General features: G+C 71.1%; 16 protein-coding genes. 6 read left to right on the top strand and 10 right to left on the bottom strand.

Translation table 11 applies throughout. The features are described from left to right. Window positions 1-19: 19 nt before the first annotated feature. Entirely contained in the window at window positions 20-727 is a 708-nt protein-coding gene (locus ACFQ6X_RS17885) for a VC0807 family protein (protein WP_383182470.1), read from the bottom strand. 207 nt (window positions 728-934) lie between these two features. Here ACFQ6X_RS17885 and ACFQ6X_RS17880 point away from each other — a divergent pair, with 207 nt between their 5' ends. Beyond that, window positions 935-1,636 carry a DUF4291 domain-containing protein gene (locus ACFQ6X_RS17880; RefSeq protein WP_383182468.1) on the top strand — a complete coding sequence of 234 codons (702 nt, stop codon included), beginning with the start codon at window positions 935-937 and terminating at the stop codon, window positions 1,634-1,636. Here the strand turns inward: ACFQ6X_RS17880 and ACFQ6X_RS17875 are convergent. Beyond that, window positions 1,564-1,983, bottom strand: a complete 420-nt coding sequence (locus ACFQ6X_RS17875; RefSeq protein WP_383182466.1) for a GNAT family N-acetyltransferase — start codon at window positions 1,981-1,983, stop codon at window positions 1,564-1,566. The genes ACFQ6X_RS17880 and ACFQ6X_RS17875 overlap by 73 nt on opposite strands. A gap of 131 nt (window positions 1,984-2,114) precedes the next feature. Here ACFQ6X_RS17875 and ACFQ6X_RS17870 point away from each other — a divergent pair, with 131 nt between their 5' ends. From ACFQ6X_RS17870 to ACFQ6X_RS17855, 4 genes are all read left to right on the top strand, one after another. After that, the gene (locus ACFQ6X_RS17870; RefSeq protein ID WP_383182464.1) at window positions 2,115-4,769 is read left to right on the top strand and encodes an alpha/beta fold hydrolase; all 2,655 of its coding nucleotides are present in this window, start codon (window positions 2,115-2,117) and stop codon (window positions 4,767-4,769) included. Beyond that, complete coding sequence (locus tag ACFQ6X_RS17865) at window positions 4,766-5,653, top strand: ABC transporter permease (protein ID WP_383182462.1); 888 nt, start codon at window positions 4,766-4,768, stop codon at window positions 5,651-5,653. Before ACFQ6X_RS17870 ends, ACFQ6X_RS17865 begins: the two co-directional genes overlap by 4 nt. 126 nt (window positions 5,654-5,779) lie before the next feature. Further along, window positions 5,780-7,372, top strand: a complete 1,593-nt coding sequence (locus ACFQ6X_RS17860; protein ID WP_383182460.1) for a von Willebrand factor type A domain-containing protein — start codon at window positions 5,780-5,782, stop codon at window positions 7,370-7,372. Between the two features lie 131 nt (window positions 7,373-7,503). Then, window positions 7,504-7,947, top strand: a complete 444-nt coding sequence (locus tag ACFQ6X_RS17855; RefSeq protein WP_383182458.1) for a DUF1772 domain-containing protein — start codon at window positions 7,504-7,506, stop codon at window positions 7,945-7,947. Between the two features lie 119 nt (window positions 7,948-8,066). On the opposite strand, the gene ACFQ6X_RS17850 is transcribed toward ACFQ6X_RS17855, so the two are convergent. The 7 genes from ACFQ6X_RS17850 to ACFQ6X_RS17820 form a co-directional block, all read right to left on the bottom strand. Continuing rightward, on the bottom strand, window positions 8,067-8,381 hold the full coding sequence (locus ACFQ6X_RS17850; RefSeq protein ID WP_383182456.1) for an L-rhamnose mutarotase: 315 nt from the start codon (window positions 8,379-8,381) through the stop codon (window positions 8,067-8,069). Window positions 8,382-8,398: 17 nt separating this feature from the next. Beyond that, a complete protein-coding gene (gene rhaS, locus ACFQ6X_RS17845; protein ID WP_383182454.1) occupies window positions 8,399-9,484 on the bottom strand; it encodes a rhamnose ABC transporter substrate-binding protein in 1,086 nt (361 codons plus the stop codon). 56 nt (window positions 9,485-9,540) lie between these two features. Beyond that, on the bottom strand, window positions 9,541-10,611 hold the full coding sequence (locus ACFQ6X_RS17840) for an ABC transporter permease (RefSeq protein ID WP_383182452.1): 1,071 nt from the start codon (window positions 10,609-10,611) through the stop codon (window positions 9,541-9,543). Further along, the gene (locus ACFQ6X_RS17835) at window positions 10,608-11,648 is read right to left on the bottom strand and encodes an ABC transporter permease (protein WP_383182451.1); all 1,041 of its coding nucleotides are present in this window, start codon (window positions 11,646-11,648) and stop codon (window positions 10,608-10,610) included. Before ACFQ6X_RS17835 ends, ACFQ6X_RS17840 begins: the two co-directional genes overlap by 4 nt. Then, window positions 11,645-13,168, bottom strand: a complete 1,524-nt coding sequence (locus ACFQ6X_RS17830) for a sugar ABC transporter ATP-binding protein (protein ID WP_383182449.1) — start codon at window positions 13,166-13,168, stop codon at window positions 11,645-11,647. Before ACFQ6X_RS17830 ends, ACFQ6X_RS17835 begins: the two co-directional genes overlap by 4 nt. Window positions 13,169-13,556: 388 nt before the next feature. Further along, window positions 13,557-14,117 (bottom strand): GNAT family N-acetyltransferase, encoded by a 561-nt coding sequence (locus ACFQ6X_RS17825; RefSeq protein WP_383182447.1) that lies wholly within the window; start codon window positions 14,115-14,117, stop codon window positions 13,557-13,559. Between the two features lie 58 nt (window positions 14,118-14,175). After that, a complete protein-coding gene (locus ACFQ6X_RS17820; protein ID WP_383182445.1) occupies window positions 14,176-15,450 on the bottom strand; it encodes a phosphoribosyltransferase family protein in 1,275 nt (424 codons plus the stop codon). A gap of 102 nt (window positions 15,451-15,552) precedes the next feature. On the opposite strand from ACFQ6X_RS17820, the gene ACFQ6X_RS17815 reads away from it, so the two are divergent. Next, window positions 15,553-16,356, top strand: coding sequence for an HAD-IIA family hydrolase (locus ACFQ6X_RS17815; RefSeq protein WP_383182443.1), 804 nt, complete (start codon window positions 15,553-15,555; stop codon window positions 16,354-16,356). A gap of 76 nt (window positions 16,357-16,432) precedes the next feature. Here ACFQ6X_RS17815 and ACFQ6X_RS17810 read toward each other — a convergent pair whose 3' ends face one another. Continuing rightward, window positions 16,433-17,935 carry a phosphoesterase gene (locus ACFQ6X_RS17810; RefSeq protein ID WP_383182441.1) on the bottom strand — a complete coding sequence of 501 codons (1,503 nt, stop codon included), beginning with the start codon at window positions 17,933-17,935 and terminating at the stop codon, window positions 16,433-16,435. Window positions 17,936-18,034 lie beyond the last annotated feature (99 nt).

Genomic DNA, 18,034 nt, shown 5'->3' with positions numbered 1-18,034 from the left:
CGGGGGCAGCGGCGTCGGGTCAGACGTCCTTACGGGTCTCCTCGCCCTTACGGGTCTCCTCCTCGATCATCCGCACCATCGGGACGACCGCCAGCGGACCGGAGACGATGAAGGCCAGCGTGATCGTCACCGACACGATCACCGCGCCGACCCAGACCATCGTGTCCACCGGCACGGTGTAGGCACCCACCACCCGCACCACGCACTCGGCCAGCAGCGCGGCACCCCACAGCACCGAGAACCGCAGCTCGGCCCGCCGGAAGCGGTCCGACCCTGCCGACAACCGCTCCCGGGCGGCATCGCGGTCCGCCCGCCCCCGGGTCAGCCACGGCCCCAGGACCGAGGACATCAACGGGCGCCCGCGCAGCGCCGACACCAGGACCACGAGCCCGATCGTGCTGCTCACCCCGCTGTCCTTGGCCAGCATCAGCCGCGCGTCCCCGGTGACCGTGCTGAGCAGCAGCCCCACCACGCTCACCGCGAGGATCAGACCCGCCAGGGCATTGATCCTGCGGTCCCGCACCCACCCCCACACGATGCGCCCCGCGGGCAGAACACTGCTGACCGCCAGGGCACCCAGGGTTCCCATCCCCGCCGCCCTCAGCAGGTAGTACGCGGCGATCGGCGCCCCGGCGTCCAGGACCAGCGGTGCGAAGCCCGCCAGCAGCGCCTTGCGGGGGCCCGCGGCGACGGGAGCAGGGGCGGGAACGGTGGCCGGGGTGGTCATGAGCGGGGTTCCTTCCAGGGGTACGGACTCGGGATCGGGGCGGTTTCGACGCCCGCTCCCGACACCCACACTCTGGCCGCCGGGGCGGGGTGCGCGGCAGGGCCCGTCGTCCTGACCTCCGCATGACAGATGTCAGCAGCCGTACGTGACAGGGCAGTCGGGGAAATCCGCTGGCCCACCCGGCGCGCGGGGTGCTGGGATGGCGGCATGACCGCATCCGCCCCCGACCGCGAACTGCCGGTTCCTCAGCACGAGATCCGCGCACAGCACACCGCCACCACCGTGACCGTCTACCAGGCGTACCCGCCCGCCATCGGCCTCCCGGCCGCCCGTGACGGACGCTTTCCCGCCGTCTGGAAGCGCGACCGCATGACCTGGATCAAGCCGAGCTTCCTGTGGATGATGTACCGCTGCGGCTGGGCCACGAAGGAGGACCAGGAGACGGTCCTGGCCGTCGAGATCGCCCGCGAGGGCTTCGACCTGGCCCTCGGCGGTGCCGAACTCTCCCACTACGTAGAGGGCGTTCACCCCGACCACGCCACCTGGCGCCGCAACCTGCGCCGCGCCCCGGCCCGCGTCCAGTGGGACCCCGAACGCGACCTCCACCTCAACCGGCTCCCGTACCGCTCCCTCCAGCTCGGCCTCTCGGGTGAGGCATCGCGCCGCTACGCCGACGAGTGGACGGTCTCCATCCGGGACGTCACGCCGCTCGCCCGGGAGATCCACGGGCTGGTGCGGGCGGGACAGGACGACGAGGCGACCGCGCTGCTGCCCCGGGAGCTGCCCTACAGCCCCGGCGGCGCCCGGCCGGTTCCCGGTCTCCGTGCGGACCGCTCTCAGCGCGGACCGTCGAACTCCCACGCCAGCATGGCGAACACACCGTCGTCGACCGCCCCCGCCGAGCCGTAGGTGGCCAGAGCGGCCTCGTTGTCGCGGTCCACGCCCACCCACATCCCGTAGCAGCCGCGCTCCCGGGCCTCGGCCGCCAGGGCGTCCGTCAGTGCCCGGCCGATGCCGCGGCGGCGGTGGGCCTCGTCGACCGCGAGTTCGTACAGGCACATCTCCGTGCCCTTGTCCGGGTGCAGCATCTCGATACCGGAGACGAACCCCGCCGGTGCCCCGTCCACGTACGCGATCAGCATCAGGTGTCCGCCCGCCGCCAGGAAGCGGGACGCCCACTTCGGGGTCGCGGGACCGTCGTACAGGTGCGAGGCCGCGAGGAGTTCCGCGGTGGTGGTGGCGCGACGGATGTCCATGGACGTGCCCTTCGTGACGGTGATGTACCACGTACGGAGTACGGGGCGGACCCGCTGTACCTCTCAGGGATGCGGGGTACCTCACCCTGGCGGCACCTCGGGGCCGGGCGCGCGCCCTTTAGGGTCGAGTCATGGAGAAACCGACTTCCCGGTGGCGGCTGCTGCCCCGTACCCGACGCCGGTGGGCCGCGGTCGTCGCCGTGCTCGCCGTCCTCGCGGGTGCCGGTACCTGGACCGCCTTTGCCGACGACAGTGCGCCGTCCGTGCACCGCGAGGACCGGATGATGCGGATGAACGGGGTGTCCGTCGACACCTCGTACTTCACGACCGGGGGTTCGCAGCGCAGGCCCGCCGTCCTCATCGGGCACGGCTTCGGCGGCAGCAAGAACGATGTGCGCGCCCAGGCCGAGAAGCTGGCCGCCGACGGGTACGCCGTCATGACCTGGTCGGCCCGTGGGTTCGGGAGGACCGGCGGGGAGATCACGCTCAACGCCCCCGACGGCGAGGTCAAGGACGTCTCGGGGCTCATCGACTGGCTGGCGGGCAGGCCCGAGGTGGAGCTCGACGCCAAGGGCGACCCGCGCGTCGGTGTCACCGGCGCCTCGTACGGGGGCGCGGTGTCTCTCCTCGCCGCCGGCTACGACAAGCGGGTCGACGCCATCGCCCCGATGATCACCTACTGGAACCTGGCCGACGCCCTCTTCCCGGACGGAGTGTTCAAGAAGCTCTGGGCCGGGATCTTCGTCACCACCGGCGGCGGCTGCCAGAAGTTCGAGAAGCAACTGTGCGACATGTACGAGCGGGTCGCCGTCAGCGGCACACCGGACGCGGCCGCGCGTGAGCTCCTGAAGGAACGTTCCCCCGTCGCCGTGGCCGACCGCATCGACGTGCCCGCACTCATCGTGCAGGGCCAGAGCGACTCCCTCTTCCCGCTCGGCCAGGCCGACGTCATGGCCAGGGCCATCAGCGAGAACGGCGCCCCCGTGTCCGTCGACTGGATCGCGGGCGGACACGACGGCGGCGACATGGAGGGCGACCGCGTCGAGAACAGGATCGGCGCGTGGTTCGACCGGTACCTGAAGGACGACAAGGGCGCCGACACCGGCCCCGCCTTCCGCGTCACCCGCACCGGAGGAATCGACTCCACCGACGGGGCGGCCCTCAAGCGCGGCGCGGACGGCGACACCTACCCGGGCCTGGTCAGCGGCGGCGAGCAGATCGCGCTCGGCGGCGAGCGGCGGACCCAGACGTTCCGTAACCCCGCAGGGGCCAACCCGCCCTCCGTCTCGGCCCTTCCCGGCATCGGCGGTGGGCTCTCCCAGCTGTCCTCCCTCGGCGTCGGCCTCTCCCTCGACTTCCCCGGGCAGTACGCGCGCTACGACTCCGCCCCGCTCGACAAGTCCCTCCGCGTCACCGGCTCACCCACCGTCCGCGTGAACGTGAAGGCGGACCGGGGCGACGCGGTGCTGTTCGGCAAGGTGTACGACGTCTCACCGGACGGGAAGCAGCAGGTGCTGCCCTCCCAGCTCGTCGCGCCCTACCGGATCGCCCCCGGGGAGCAGGGGAAGCCCGTCGAGCTGACCCTGCCCGCCATCGACCACGAAGTCGACTCCGGGCACCGGCTCCGCCTCGTCCTGTCCGCGACCGACCTCGGCTACGCGTCACCCGCCGAGCCGGCCACGTACACCGTCTCCCTCGACGGGCCCCTGACCGTCCCCACCGCGCCCGCCGTCCGGACCGCGGCGGCCACCCTGCCCTGGTGGACGTGGGGGCTCCCCGCCGCGGCCGTGGTGATCGCCGCCGTACTCCTGCTCACCGCACGCAGGCGCACCGCGACCCCCGCACCCGACCCGGCACTCGAGGGCGTGCCGCTGCGGATCACGGACCTGTCCAAGAAGTACGCCAAGTCCTCGGACCGGTACGCCGTACGCGACCTCGGCTTCCAGGTCGAGAAGGGCCAGGTCCTCGGCCTCCTCGGACCGAACGGCGCCGGCAAGACCACCACGCTGCGCATGCTGATGGGGCTCATCACCCCCGACGCCGGAGAGATCCGGGTCTTCGGGCACGCCATCCGACCCGGGGCCCCCGTGCTGTCACGGGTCGGCTCCTTCGTCGAGGGCGCAGGCTTCCTGCCGCACCTGTCGGGCCGCGCCAACCTGGAGCTGTACTGGCAGGCCACCGGACGGCCCGCCGAGGACTCGCACATCGACGACGCCCTGGAGATCGCCGGGCTCGGCGACGCCCTGGCCCGCGCCGTGCGCACCTACTCGCAGGGCATGAGGCAGCGGCTCGCCATCGCCCAGGCCATGCTCGGCATGCCGGACCTGCTCATCCTCGACGAACCGACCAACGGCCTCGACCCGCCCCAGATCCGCGAGATGCGGGACGTGATGATCCGGTACGCGGCCGGGGGCCGCACCGTCATCGTCTCCAGCCACCTCCTGTCCGAGGTCGAACAGTCCTGCACCCACCTCGTGGTCATGGACCGCGGCCGGCTCGTCCAGGCGGGTCCCGTCGCCGAGATCACCGGGTCCGGGGACATGCTGCTCGTCACCACCGCGGACGAGGTCACGGAACCCCTCGTGGACAAGGTGGCAGCCCTGCCCGGCATCGGCTCCGCCGTCCGTGTGGACGACGGCCACGGACTGCTGGTCCGGCTCGACGGCGCCACAGCGGACCGGCTGGTCGCCGACCTGGTCCGTCTCGACGTACCGGTGACGGGTGTCGGGCCGCACCGCCGCCTGGAGGACGCCTTCCTCACCCTCATCTCCGGAGGATCCGCATGAGCTCCGCCACCGAAGTCCGGGGCCACGCCGAAGCCCCCGGCTACCACGCCCGCCGCACCCTGCCCCTGCGCGTCGAAGCGATGCGGCAGCTCCGCAGGCGCCGCACCCTGCTCATGGGCGGGGTGCTGGCCGCCCTGCCGTTCATCCTGATCATCGCCTTCGCGATCGGCGGCACCCCGGGCGGCGAAGGGGGCGGCGGCGGGGGCGGCTCGCGGATCAACCTCATGGACGTCGCCACCGAATCCGCGGCGAACTTCGCCGCGACCTGCCTGTTCGTCTCCGCCGGCTTCCTGCTGGTGGTGCCGGTGGCGCTGTTCTGCGGGGACACCGTCGCCTCCGAGGCGAGCTGGTCCTCGCTGCGCTACCTGCTGGCGGCACCCGTACCCCGCTCCCGGCTGCTGTGGAGCAAGCTCGTCGTGGCGCTCGGCTTCAGCCTGGCGGCGATGGTGCTGCTGCCGGTCGTCGCCCTGGCCGCGGGAGCCGCCGCGTACGGCTGGGGACCGCTCCAGCTGCCCACCGGCGGAGCGCTCGGCACCGCCGACACCGTGCCGCGCCTCGCGCTCGTCGTCGGGTTCATCTTCGTGTCCCAACTCGTCACCGCGGGACTGGCGTTCTGGCTCTCGACCAAGACCGACGCCCCGCTCGGCGCGGTCGGCGGCGCGGTCGGCCTGACCATCGTCGGCAACGTCCTGGACGCCGTCACCGCCCTCGGTACCTGGCGGGAATTCCTGCCCGCGCACTGGCAGTTCGCGTGGGCCGACGCCCTCCAGCCCGATCTCGAATGGAGCGGGATGGCGAAGGGCGCAGCTATCTCGGTGACGTATGCCCTGATTCTGTTCGCGTTCGCCTTCCGGGGGTTCAGTCGTAAGGACATCGTGTCCTGACCTTGATGTTCCGCCCCGTCGTCGCACGCTGTTGCCGCATCGAGACGGATCCGCAACACATTCGTCCGATCCTGACAGGCGCCCCGTACGTCACATTCACAGATGTCGACGACGTGGGGGGTACGGATGAAACGCCGGACAAGGACTCATCAGGGCGCGCTGGTTCTACTGCTGACGGGCGGGATGCTGCTGACCGGCTGCGGCGGTTCGGACAACGAGTCCGCAGCGGACAAGAGCAGCGGCAGCGGCGGACCGCGCGGCGTGCAACCCGCGCCCGCGGCGCCGTCCGCCGCACCGGAGCAGCAGGAGGACGGCGCGCAGAGCAAGGAGGACGGCGATACGCGGGAGGTCGCGCCGCCCGACTACCTGTCGACCTTCGCCCTGGACGTGGACACCGCCAGCTACGGCTACGCGCGCCGTCTGCTCGGCGACGGGAAGATGCCCGCTTCGGAGACCGTGCGGCCGGAGGAGTTCGTCAACAGCTTCAGGCAGGGCTACGAGCGGCCGAAGGGCAACGGATTCTCGGTGAACGTCGACGGCGCGGCGGTCGGCGCCGGGGCCGCCGACTGGTCGCTCGTACGGGTCGGCCTGGCGACCGGGGCAGCCACCGACGCCGGGGAACGCCCGCCCGCCGCCCTGACCTTCGTCGTCGACATCTCCGGCTCGATGGCCGAACCTGGCCGTCTCGACCTGGCGAAGAAGTCGCTGGGCATCCTCACCGACGAACTGCGCGACGACGACTCCGTCTCCCTGGTCACGTTCAGCGGAGAGGCCGAGACCCGGCTGAAGATGACCCGGCTCGGCGGCAACCGCACCAAGATCCGGGACGCCGTCGACGAGCTGGAACCCGCGGACTCCACCAACGTGGCAGCCGGCGTCGAGCGGGGTTACGACGAGGCGGTCAAGGGCCACCGCAAGGGTGCCAACAACCGGGTCGTCCTGCTCTCCGACGCGCTCGCCAACACCGGTGAGACCGACGCCGACGCGATCCTGGAACGGATCGGCGACGCACGCAAGGAATTCGGGATCACCCTGTTCGGCGTCGGTGTCGGCAGCGACTACGGCGACGCGCTGATGGAACGCCTCACCAACAAGGGCGACGGCAACACCACCTACGTCGGCGACGAGACCCAGGCCAGGAAGGTCTTCGTCGACCAGCTGCCCGCCCATGTCGAACTGCGTGCCCGCGACGCCAAGGCCCAGGTGGCCTTCGACCGCAAGACCGTCAAGCAGTTCAGGCTCATCGGCTACGAGAACCGCAAGGTCGCCGACGACGACTTCCGCGACGACAGCGTCGACGGCGGCGAGGTCGGACCCGGCCACACCGTGACGGCGCTCTACGCCGTACGCCTCCGCGACGGTGCCTCCGGGCACGTGGCGACGGCGACGGTGCGCTGGCTGGACCCGAAGACGCGGAAGGCGTACGAGGAGACCGGTTCGGTGGGGACCGGCGCGATCGACGGCAAACTCTGGGGCGGCGACAGCCCTCGGCTCCAGGTGACGGCGGTGGCCGCGTACTTCGCGGACGTGCTGCGCGGCGGCGACCTGCCGGGCACCCCCACGCTCGCCGAACTCGCCACCCGGGCGGGCAAGCTGGCGGACAGCACCGAGGACAGCTCGGTGGCGAAGCTCGCGACGGCGATCGAACAGGCCGAGGGGATCAGGAGCGGCGACGAGGAGAAGCCGGCCGGCGGCGACGGGGACGGCGAGCTCGGCTGAGCGAGGGACGGGGGCCCGCACGGAGGTGCGGGCCCCCGTCACTCCCTCACACGGAGGCTGCGAGCCGCGCGGCTCGTACGGACGTGCGGAAAACCCTGTACGAGCCCCGCGCCCGCGTCATCATGAGCCCCATGTCCTTCGTGCTCATGCTGGCCGCCGTGCTCACCACCGGCCTCTATGCCGGCTTCATGCTGACGTTCCTGATCGCGATCATGCCCGGCCTCGCGGCCCTGCCGGACGATCAGTTCACCTCCGCGATGCGCCGCTTCAACGAGAAGGTGCCCGGACCGTCCTTCCTCGTCCTGTTCGGCGGGGTGATCGTCTTCCCGGCCGCCGTGCTCATCGCGGGGACGTCCCACTGGCCGACGGTCCTCGGCGCGCTTCTCTGCGCCGTCGTCGGCCACCTGATCACGATCGCCGGGAACATCCCGCTGAACACGGCGCTCGCCGGGGCCGAAGGCGGCGACGACAGCGCGGCGCGCACCGCGTTCGAGTCCCGGTGGAACAGCCTCCACCAGGCCCGGACCGCGCTCTCGCTCGCCGCCTTCGTCCTGCTCGTGGTGGCAGTTCTGTAGGACGGACCTCCGCAGAGCGGGCGCACAGGGCGGTGGCCGCCGTACGGTACCGGCCGCTGCCGGAATGCCGGGGGCCGGGACTCCCCGGACGAGGAGCCCCGGCCCCGGCCGGGCAGACCCTAGGCCAGGTGGAAGACCTCCGTCAGCGGGGCCATCGCCTCGTCCGGCGCCTCGGGCTGCTCGAAGAACTCGGCCATCTCCCGCTGCCACCGGTCGTTGACCTCGGTCGCGGCCATCGCCCCACGTGCCGCGTCGAAGTCCTCCGTCTCCAGGTAGCCGACGAGGAGACCGTCCTCGCGCAGGAAGAGCGAGTAGTTGTGCCAGCCGGCCTCCGACAGCGCGGCGAGCATCTCCGGCCACACCGCGGCGTGCCGCTCGCGGTACTCGTCCTTGCGGTCCTCGCGGACCTTCAGCAGAAAGCAGACACGCTGCATGAAGAGGGCTCCCGCGCTCAGAAGTCGAACTCGTCGATGTTCTTCGAGTCGAAGACCGTCGGCTCGCCGAGGATGACCTCGCCGTCCTTGCCGACCGTGTACTCGCCGAGCTTGCCCGCCTTGAACTTCTCGCCCTCCGCGCCGGTGATCTGACCCGACGCCAGAGCGGCGGCGGCGTACGAGCCGAGGTAGCCGAGCTCCTCCGGGTTCCACAGCGAGAACTGCTCGACGGTGCCGTCCTTGACGTACTTGCGCATCTGGTTCGGCGTCCCCAGGCCGTTGAGGACGACCTTCCCCTTGTACGAGGAGTCGCTCAGGTAGCGTGCTGCGGCGGCGATGCCGACCGTCGTGGGCGAGATGATGCCCTTGAGGTCGGGATAGGCCTGCATGAGGCCCTGCGTCTGCTGGAACGACTTCTGGTCCGCGTCGTCGCCGTACGCGACCTTGACGAGCTCCATGCCCTTGTACTTGGGGAGCTTGAGCTCCTCCTTCATGAACTCGATCCAGGTGTTCTGGTTGGTCGCGTTCTGCGTGGCCGAGAGGATCGCGACCTTGCCCTTGTAGTTCAGCTGCTCGCCGAGGTGCTGGACCAGGCTGCGCCCGATCTCCTCGGAGCTGGCCTGGTTGATGAAGAGCTGACGGCAGTCCTTCGCCGTGTCGGAGTCGTACGCGACGACCTTGATGTCCTTCTTCATGGCCTGCTTGAGCGGGCCGCACACCGCGTTGGGGTCGTTCGCCGCGACGAGGATGGCGTCCTGGCGCTGCTGGATCAGGGTGTTGATGTAACTGACCTGCGAGGAGGCGCTGGCGTCCGACGGGCCGACCTCCTTGCCCGTGCCGCCGTACTCCTTCGCCGCGGCGATGCCCGCCTCGTCGACGATCTTCTCGTACGGGTTGTTGATCTGCTTGGGCAGGAAGGCGATCTTCAGGCCCTTCTTCAACGGTGCGCTCGGGTCGGCCTTCGCGGAGCCGGCGGCCTTCTCGCCACCGGTGTCCTTGCTGTCCTTCGTGGTGCCGGAACAGGCGGTGAGGGCGAGCGCGAGGGACACGGCGGTGGCGGCGGTCGCGACGGCGCGGCGCCCAGCGGCATTGCGGAGCATCATGGCGGCGTTGTGCCTTTCGGAGAGGTACGGGGGAAGGGGCGGTGGTGACGACGCGGTTATGACGACTCGGGTGCGGGGGTGTTCACGGCCCGCCTGTGCCGTCGTTCGACGACGGTGGCGATGACCCGTGGGGTGAGGACGGACGCCACGAGCAGCAGGCCGGTCACGATGACCTGCACCTCGTTGGCGATGTCGTTGAGGGTGAGCAGGTTCTTCAGGACACCGATCAGCAGGACACCGGCGACCGCACCGAAGAGCGTGCCCTTCCCGCCGTCGAAGTCGATGCCGCCGAGCAGCACGGACGCGATGACGAGCATCTCGAAGCCGAGTCCGTTGTCCGCGCGGGCACTTCCGTACCGGAGGGTGAAGACGACACCCGCGAACGCGGAGAACAGCCCGGTCACCACGAAGAGAAGCAGCTTGATCCGCTTGACCCGGATGCCGGCGAAGTATGCGGCCTCCTCCTGGGCGCCGATCGCGAAGAGCGAGCGGCCCAGGCCGGTGGCGTGCAGCACCACCGCGGTCACCGCGGCCAGCACGACGAAGAGCAGGACCGGGTAGGTGACGAAGGTGCCGGGCACGGTCGTGGTGTCGACGGCCCAGTCCGCGTACGTCTGCGGGAAGTCGGTCACCGCGTCACTGCCGAGGGCCACGGAGGCGAGGCCGCGGTAGAGCGCGAGGGTGCCGATGGTGACGGCCAGGGACGGCAGCCCCACCTTGGTGACCAGCCAGCCGTTGAGGAGGCCTCCGGCGACGCCCACCAGGAGCACCACCGGCACGATCATCTCGAAGGCCCAGCCCGCCTCCCACAGCGCACCGGTCAGCGCGCTGCCCAGGCCCAGCATCGAGGCGACCGACAGATCGACCTGACCGGCGACGACCAGGAGGGTCATCGGGAGGGCGATGAGGGCGACTTCGGCGATGTCGTTGAAGGCGAAGGCGAGGTTCTCCGTCGAGCCGAAACCCTCCGTGCTGCCGAGGCCGACCACGAGGACGGCCACCAGCAGGACGCCGACGGCGGTGTCCCAGCGCAGTGCGAGGCTCCGCAGGGAGCCGGCCGGGGGCCGGGGCGTCCTCTTCGGGCCCTGTGAGCCCTGTACGGCCTGCTTTTCAGGCGCCGTGGTCATGAACGGGCGCTCCTCTTCCTCAGTGCGGCGGTCATCCGCAGGTTCACGATCCGGTCGACGCTGATGGCCAGCAGGAGGAGCGCACCGGTGATGGCGCCCTGCCAGAAGGAGTCCACCTTCAGCACGACCAGGACGCTGCCGATGGTGGTGAGCAGCAGGGCGCCCAGTGCGGCGCCCCAGACGCTGCCGGTACCGCCGGTGATGGCGACACCGCCGACGACGACGGCGCTGACGACGGTCAGTTCCCAGCCGTGGGCGTTGTCGGCGACGACGGTGCCGAAGCGGGCCAGCCACAGGGCACCCGCGAAGCCGGCGACGGCACCGGAGAACGCGTACGCGGCGAGCACCCGGCGGCGGATCGGGATACCGGCGAGACGGGCGGCCTCGGGGCTCGAACCGATCGCGTACAGCTCACGCCCCGAGCGGTAGCTGCGCATGAAGTACGCGGTCGCGGCGAGCAGTACGAGGGCGATCAGAGGCAGGTACGGCACCCCCAGGAGGCTTCCGCTGCCCAGCCCCAGAACGGCGTCCGGCACGTCGGAGGCACTGATCTGCTCGCCCTGCGCCCACCAGTAGTCGACGCCCTGGATGATGTAGAGCATGCCCAGGGTCACGACGAGCGCGGGGACCTTGCCGAAGCTGACGAGGGCGCCGGAGACCAGTCCGCAGACCACACCGATGGCGATGCCGAGCAGCATCACGGTCAGCACGCCGTGGTCGCTTCCCGCGACGAACTTGCCGCAGGCGAAGGCGGAGAGGCCCACGACGGAGCCGACCGACAGGTCGATGTTGCGGGTGATCACCACGGCGGACTGGCCGACCGCGAGCAGCACCAGGATCGAGGCGTTGAGCAGCAGGTCCTTGATGCCCTGGTCGGACAGGAAGCGCGGGTTGGCCAGATAGGTGCCGAGGATCAGCAGGACCAGCGCCCCGGCGATGGAGATCTCGCGGGCCCGGAAGACGGTGTCCACGAGGGAGGCGGCGCTCCGTTCGGGGGCCTTCGCCGTGTCCGGAGGGCTCTCGATGGTGGTGGTCATGCCGCTGCCCTCTCGTTGCGTCCGGTGGCCGCCGCCATGACCGACTCCTCGGTGGCGCTCTCGCGCGGGATCTCGGCGACGAGCCGGCCCTCGTGCATCACGAGCACCCGGTCGGCCATGCCGATCACCTCCGGCAGGTCGGAGGAGATCATCAGTACGGCGAGGCCGTCCGCCGCGAGCGAGGACAGCAGGCGGTGCACCTCGGCCTTGGTGCCGACATCGATGCCGCGGGTCGGTTCGTCGACGATCAGCACGGCCGGGCCGGTCGCCAGCCACTTGGCCAGCACGACCTTCTGCTGGTTGCCGCCGGACAGCACACCCACGGTGTCGGCGAGCCGGTTGTACTTGAGCTGGAGGCGAACCGCCCAGTCGGCGGCCCGGTCGTGCTCCAGGGCCCGGCTGACGAGCCCGCGCTTACGGACCTCGTCCAGGCCGGTGAGGCCGATGTTGCGCTCGATCGACATATCCATGACCAGCCCGCGCTGACGCCGGTCCTCGGGTACGAGCGCGATCCCGGCCGCCATCGCGGCGGTCGGTGAACCGGGCCGCAGCACCGTGCCGCCCACCTTCACCTCGCCCGCGTCGGCACGGTCCACGCCGAAGACCGCCTGCGCGACCTCGGTGCGCCCGGCGCCGACGAGCCCGGCGAGCGCGACGATCTCGCCGCGGCGGACGTCGAAGGACACATCACGGAAGACGCCCTCGCGGGTCAGCCGGTGCACCGACAGGGCGACCTCGCCGACCTCCGCGTCCTGCTTGGGGTAGAGGTCGTCGAGGTCACGGCCGACCATCCTGCGCACCAGGTCGTCCTCGGTCAGCCCCTCCAGCGGCTCCGAGGAGATCCACCGGCCGTCGCGCAGCGTCGTGACGCGCTGGCACAGCTCGAATATCTCGTCGAGCCGGTGCGAGATGAACAGCACCGCCGCGCCCTCGGAGCGCAGCGTCTGCACGACGGAGAAGAGCCGGGCCGTCTCGCTGCCGGTCAGGGCGGCGGTCGGCTCGTCCATGATCAGGACGCGGGCGTCGAAGGAGAGCGCCTTGGCGATCTCGACGATCTGCTGGTCGGCGATGGACAGCCCCCGGGCCGGCCGGTCGGGGGCCAGATCGACACCGAGCCGGCGCATCAGCCCGGCGGTGGTGGCGTGTACGGCCCTGCGGTCGATGCGGCCCAGCGTCCGCCGCGGCTGGCGGCCCATGAAGATGTTCTCGGCGATCGACAGGTCGGGGAAGAGCGTCGGCTCCTGGTAGATGACCGCGATGCCGGCGTCACGGGCGTCGGCGGGGCCGTGGAAGACGACGGGCCGCCCGTCGAGCTGCACCTCGCCGCTGTCCGGGCGGTGGACCCCGGCGAGGGCCTTGATCAGGGTCGACTTGCCTGCGCCGTTCTCCCCGGCGAGTGCGTGTGCCTCGCCGGGGAACAACTGCAGGGAAACGTCCTGCAGGGCCCGTACGGCACCGAAGGACTTGCTCACGCCCTTCAGGGCCAGGACCGGGGCCGGGTCCGGGGCGGACTGGTTCATGGGAGCTCCTCAGCGGTGGGACTGCGTCGCTCCACTCGCCGTGAAAGGTTTCAATGAGGTTGCTCGGAAGCTAAACGGGGATTGCGGGTGCCGTCAATGGGTTGATGGCGAGAAGTTCATGCCGGAGGAGGGATGTGTGGATCGAATGGGGTGAATGGGGAGAACTCTTGACAGTCTCCGAGGTCAGCAACTATGTTTCGCGTCTCTGAATCGATTCACATCACGGTCGCGCATCGCTCCTCATATCTGTGCGCACCAGGTGTCCGGAGCCCATGTCGCGGCGAGTGGCGGCAGAGGGATGGCATCGTTGTCGGCCGCATCGCTCCGGTGCGGCTCCGGCGCGGCCGCAGTGCCCCGATCCGTGCCCCGGAAGCGGTACCCGTACGCCTCAGCCGGTGGTGCGGATACCGGCGGGATGCTGCGGCCCCAGCAGCACGACAAGTCCCGCCCTTCCCGGGACGGGTGCGGGGATCCGGTGCCAGCCGGCGCGTCGGTAGAAGCGCAGCGTGTCCTGCGCCCGGACCGAGGTGAGCAGCCAGCACCGTCCGTCGGGGGCCGCCCCGGTGACTGCTGCCAGCAGCGCCGCGCCCAGCCCGGCGCCGCGCCCCGCGGGGCCGACGGCCAGCTCGTCCACCTCGACGGCCCCGCACAGCCACTCCGTGACCCGGTCGGGTCCGAGGGCTTCGGCGACGTGCCCGTAGCTGCGGTCGACCGGGAAGGGGGCGGGCGTGGTCCAGGCGGTGGCGAAGCCGGTCACGGTGCCGGCGTCCAGGGCGACCGCGGCGGTGAATCCCGGTCGCGCCGCATCGGTCGCGAGCCGCTCGGCGTACGACACGGCCGCCGCTCGGTCCTCGTTCCACGGGGGCGCCGAGAACACGTCCGCGTACACGCGCCGTATCCCGTCGGCGTACGCCGGGACCTCTGCGCCGTTCACGGTCCTGACCTGCATGGACTGCCCTCCCGCCGCCGTGCGTGCCCGGGGGACAGGATAGGGCGGCGGGCCCGGACTAAGCGGCCTGGGGCACCAGGTGCGTGGTGAACCAGTCCTGGGCCAGATCCGCCACCAGGCCCAGCGCGCCCGGTTCCTCGAAGAGGTGGGTGGCGCCCGGGACGATCTCCAGCCGGTTCTCGCAGGACAGTGCCGCCTGCGCCTGCCGGTTCAGATCGATCACCGTGGTGTCGTTGCCGCCCACGATGAGCAGCGTCGGCGCCCGCACCCCGGACAGGTCCGCCCCGGCGAGGTCGGGGCGCCCGCCGCGGGAGACCACGGCGCCGATGCCGGAGTCGGCCGCCGCGGCGGCCCGCAGCGCCGCCGCCGCCCCGGTGCTCGCCCCGAAGGACCCGACCGGTACCGGCACCCGGCGCCGCAGCCACTCGGTGGCGCCCGCCAGCCTCCCGGCCAGCAGCCCGATGTCGAAGACGTTGGCCCGGTACGTTTCCTCCCCCGGCGTCAGGAGGTCGAAGAGCAGGGTGCCGAGGCCCGCCCGGTTCAGGGCCGTGGCCACGGAGCGGTTGCGTGGACTGTGGCGGCTGCTGCCGGAGCCGTGGGCGAACACCACGACCGCCGCGGTGCCGTCCGGGAGTACGAGATCCCCGGCGAGCCCGATGCCGCCCGCGTCCACCTCGACCTGTTCGGAGGAACCGCGGCCCTCGGGGGTTCGCGCCAGCAGGGAGACGACCTCCTCGTCGGAGGTCTGGGAGAAGTCCCGGTACCACTCACCGACAGCGGAGAAGAGCTGAGGCGTGGACAGGCACACGACCTCGTCCACCTCGGAGCGCAGCCGGTCGGCCACATCCGGAGATGCCACCGGAACGGCGAGCACGACATAGGCGGCGCCCTGTGCCCGCACCACCTGGCACGCGGCCCGCGCGGTCGCGCCGGTGGCGACCCCGTCGTCCACCACGATCACGGCCCGGCCCTCCAGCGGGAGGCGCGGCCGGCCGTCCCGGTACGTCCGCGCCCGCCGTACGAGCTCCGCCTCCTCGGCGCGCTCGACCGACACCAGGTCCTTCTCGCGCACCCCGGCGTGCCGGACGATCTCGTCGCTGATGACCCTGACCCCGCCCTCGCCGATGGCACCGAAGCCCAGCTCCGGGTGGTACGGGACTCCCAGCTTGCGGACCACGATCACATCGAGCGGCGCACCGAGGAACTGCGCCACTTCGAATGCCACCGGGACCCCGCCCCGGGGCAGTCCCAGGACGACGGGCCGACGCGTCTCCAGGTGTCCGAGCGCCTGGGCGAGCCGCCGCCCGGCGTCCGTGCGGTCGGTGAACAGCACAGTGGTTCGCCTCCAAGGAGGGGAGACCGGAACGAACACACACCCCCACCTTCGAAACAATCCCATTTGCACCTGTTCGGCAAGTCGGGGACGGTCGACGGTATGGAACGAATCGGAGCGGTCCTGATCGACATCGACGGCGTACTCACGGTGTCCTGGGAGCCGTTGCCCGGTGCCGTGGAGGCGATGGAGCAGCTGCGGGCCGCGGAAATCCCTCTGGCCCTGGTCACCAACAACACCTCACGGACACGCGCCGGGATCGCCGAACAGCTGGCCGGGTCGGGCTTCCCCGTCAGCGCCGACGACATCCTCACCGCCCCCGCGGTGACCGCCGCGTATCTGCGCGAGCACCACCCCGAGGCCCGCTGTCTGCTGATCAACACCGGCGACGTACGGGACGACCTGTCGGGCGTGACACTCGTCGAGGAGGAGGACAGCGAGGGCGCCGTACCGGACGTCGTCGTGCTCGGCGGAGCCGGCGCCGCGTTCACGTACGCGGCACTCAACCGGGCCTTCCGCCACGTGCAGCAGGGCGCCCGGCTCGTGGCCATGCACCGGAACCTGTACTGGCGTACCGCCGGCGGGCTCGACCTCGACACCGGGGCGTTCCTCGACGGTCTGGAGCGGGCGGCCCGCACGGAGGCGGAGATCACCGGCAAGCCCGCCGGGGCGTTCTTCGCCGCGGCCCTGGCCCACCTCGGCGCCGCCCCGTCCGAATCGCTGATGGTGGGCGACGACATCGAGTCGGACGTGCTGGCGGCCCAGCGCGGCGGAATCACCGGCGTACTGGTCAGGACCGGCAAGTACCTGCCCGAGACCCACGCGGCAGCGGACGGCACCCCGGACCACGTCCTGGACTCCTTCGCGGACGTGCCCGCGCTGGTGGAACGGCTGGGGCACCCCTGATGGCCCCCCTCGCCGTACCCGCGCGCGGGTACGGGACGGTCGGGGGCCTTCAGTCCACTCAGTCCGCTCAGTTCGTTCAGCGGACCTCGACGAAGACGGGGTTGGAGTAGAACCACAGGTCGTCCCAGGGACTCTCCAGCCCGTCGGCGAGCGGCTCCGCCTCGTCGGTGCCGGTGCCGCGCACCCGGGCGTACAGGTCGCCCTCCACGTCGCGCAGGGTGTGCCGCACGACGTACTCGCCCTTGTGCCGGTGCCAGTCACCCGGACCGAACCGCGCCACGACCTTCGTCGTCGGGTTGGTGTCCGTGTCGAGGCTCGCGGCCGGGCCGGTGACCCGGCCGACGATCAGGTCGACACGCCGGACCTCCGGGCGGTCACCGTTCGCGTTCTTCCCGTCGAGCGGCCGGAACCTGATCTCGATGTCGACGTCCGTGCGGTTGCGGGGGCTCACCGTGAGCGTCTCGCCCATGGCGGCCACGCGGCCGCGATTGCTCGCCGTGAGGCCGAGGCCGGTGATCAGATCACCCGTGCCGACCCAGATCCGGCCGTTGCGGAGCCCGTCCATGATGTCGGCGTAGTCCTGCCTGGCCAGCACATGGGTCTTGCTGTACTCGCCCGGCCAGAAGTCGGAGCCGCCGCGCGTCCAGTGGACGTGCGAGTCCGAGGTCGCGGTGATCCACCAGCGCCGGCCTTCCCCGAGCAGCGAGTCCCACAGCCCGCCGACGACAGCAGTCATCTGGTCGAAGCCGCCATGGGTCGGGTGGTTGCCGTATCCACCGCGGGCGCCTCCGTTGAGCGGGCCCGCCTGGTGGCCGGGAGCGCCCTCGAAGCCGATGTAGATGTCCGGTGCGGCGTTGTTGCCGTTGCGGAACTCCCTGGGTGTGTCCTGCCCGTAGACGCCGAGGCCGGTCGCCGAACGCGAGGCGTGGTGCGCGATCACGAGGGGCTTGCGCCGCATGTCCTTCGCGGCCTTGAGGAACTCGACCATCTTCGCCTCGGTGTCCCGGCCCGCATCGGCGGGAAACGGGTCGTACTTGGCGAAGCGGCTCTCCAGCTCGAACAACTGCTGGGCCTCGTCCCGGTGGTGCGGGATCATCAGCGTGTGGTGGTCCATGGCCGGGGCGTCGAACTCCATCCCCCAGAACTGGAGGACCTCGGGCACGAGTGCGCGCGAGCGCAGGAGATCGGGATAGGCCTGCTCGAGGTTGACCTTCGAGTGCGTCGGCCCGCCGTGGTCCGTGCACATCACCCAGTCGAGACCGAAGTTCTTGGCCATGATCGCGTTGGTGACGATCGGGTAGACCGCGTCGGCCCCCTTGCGGAACACCGGCGGATTCTTCGTCGTGTCGAAGGCCCCGCTGTACTCCGAGTGCACATGGTGATCCCCGGCGCGCCACACCCGGTCACGGGAGTTGCCGGGCTTCGCGCGCCGGTCCTCGCCGCTGTCGGCGAACGCGGTGCCGCCGCCCACCAGCGGGCTCGCGGCCGCCAGAGTCGCCCCGACCCCGGCGTACTTGACCAGGCGGCGCCGTGAGATCGCCGCGGCCTCGGGGTCGTCGGAGTTCTTCTTGTCCGTCACAGTGAGCCTCTCGTTCAACCGCGCTGGGGGGCGAGGGCCGAGTCTCGGTGACCGAACCGAACGCAGCATGAACACAGGCCGCGGCCACGGGGAACAGCT

Source organism: Streptomyces sp. NPDC056452, from assembly GCF_042796085.1.
Classification (GTDB): Bacteria; Actinomycetota; Actinomycetes; order Streptomycetales; family Streptomycetaceae; genus Streptomyces.
Note: the sequence above shows the minus strand (reverse complement) of the source record. Positions and strands in the feature narration are given on the sequence as shown.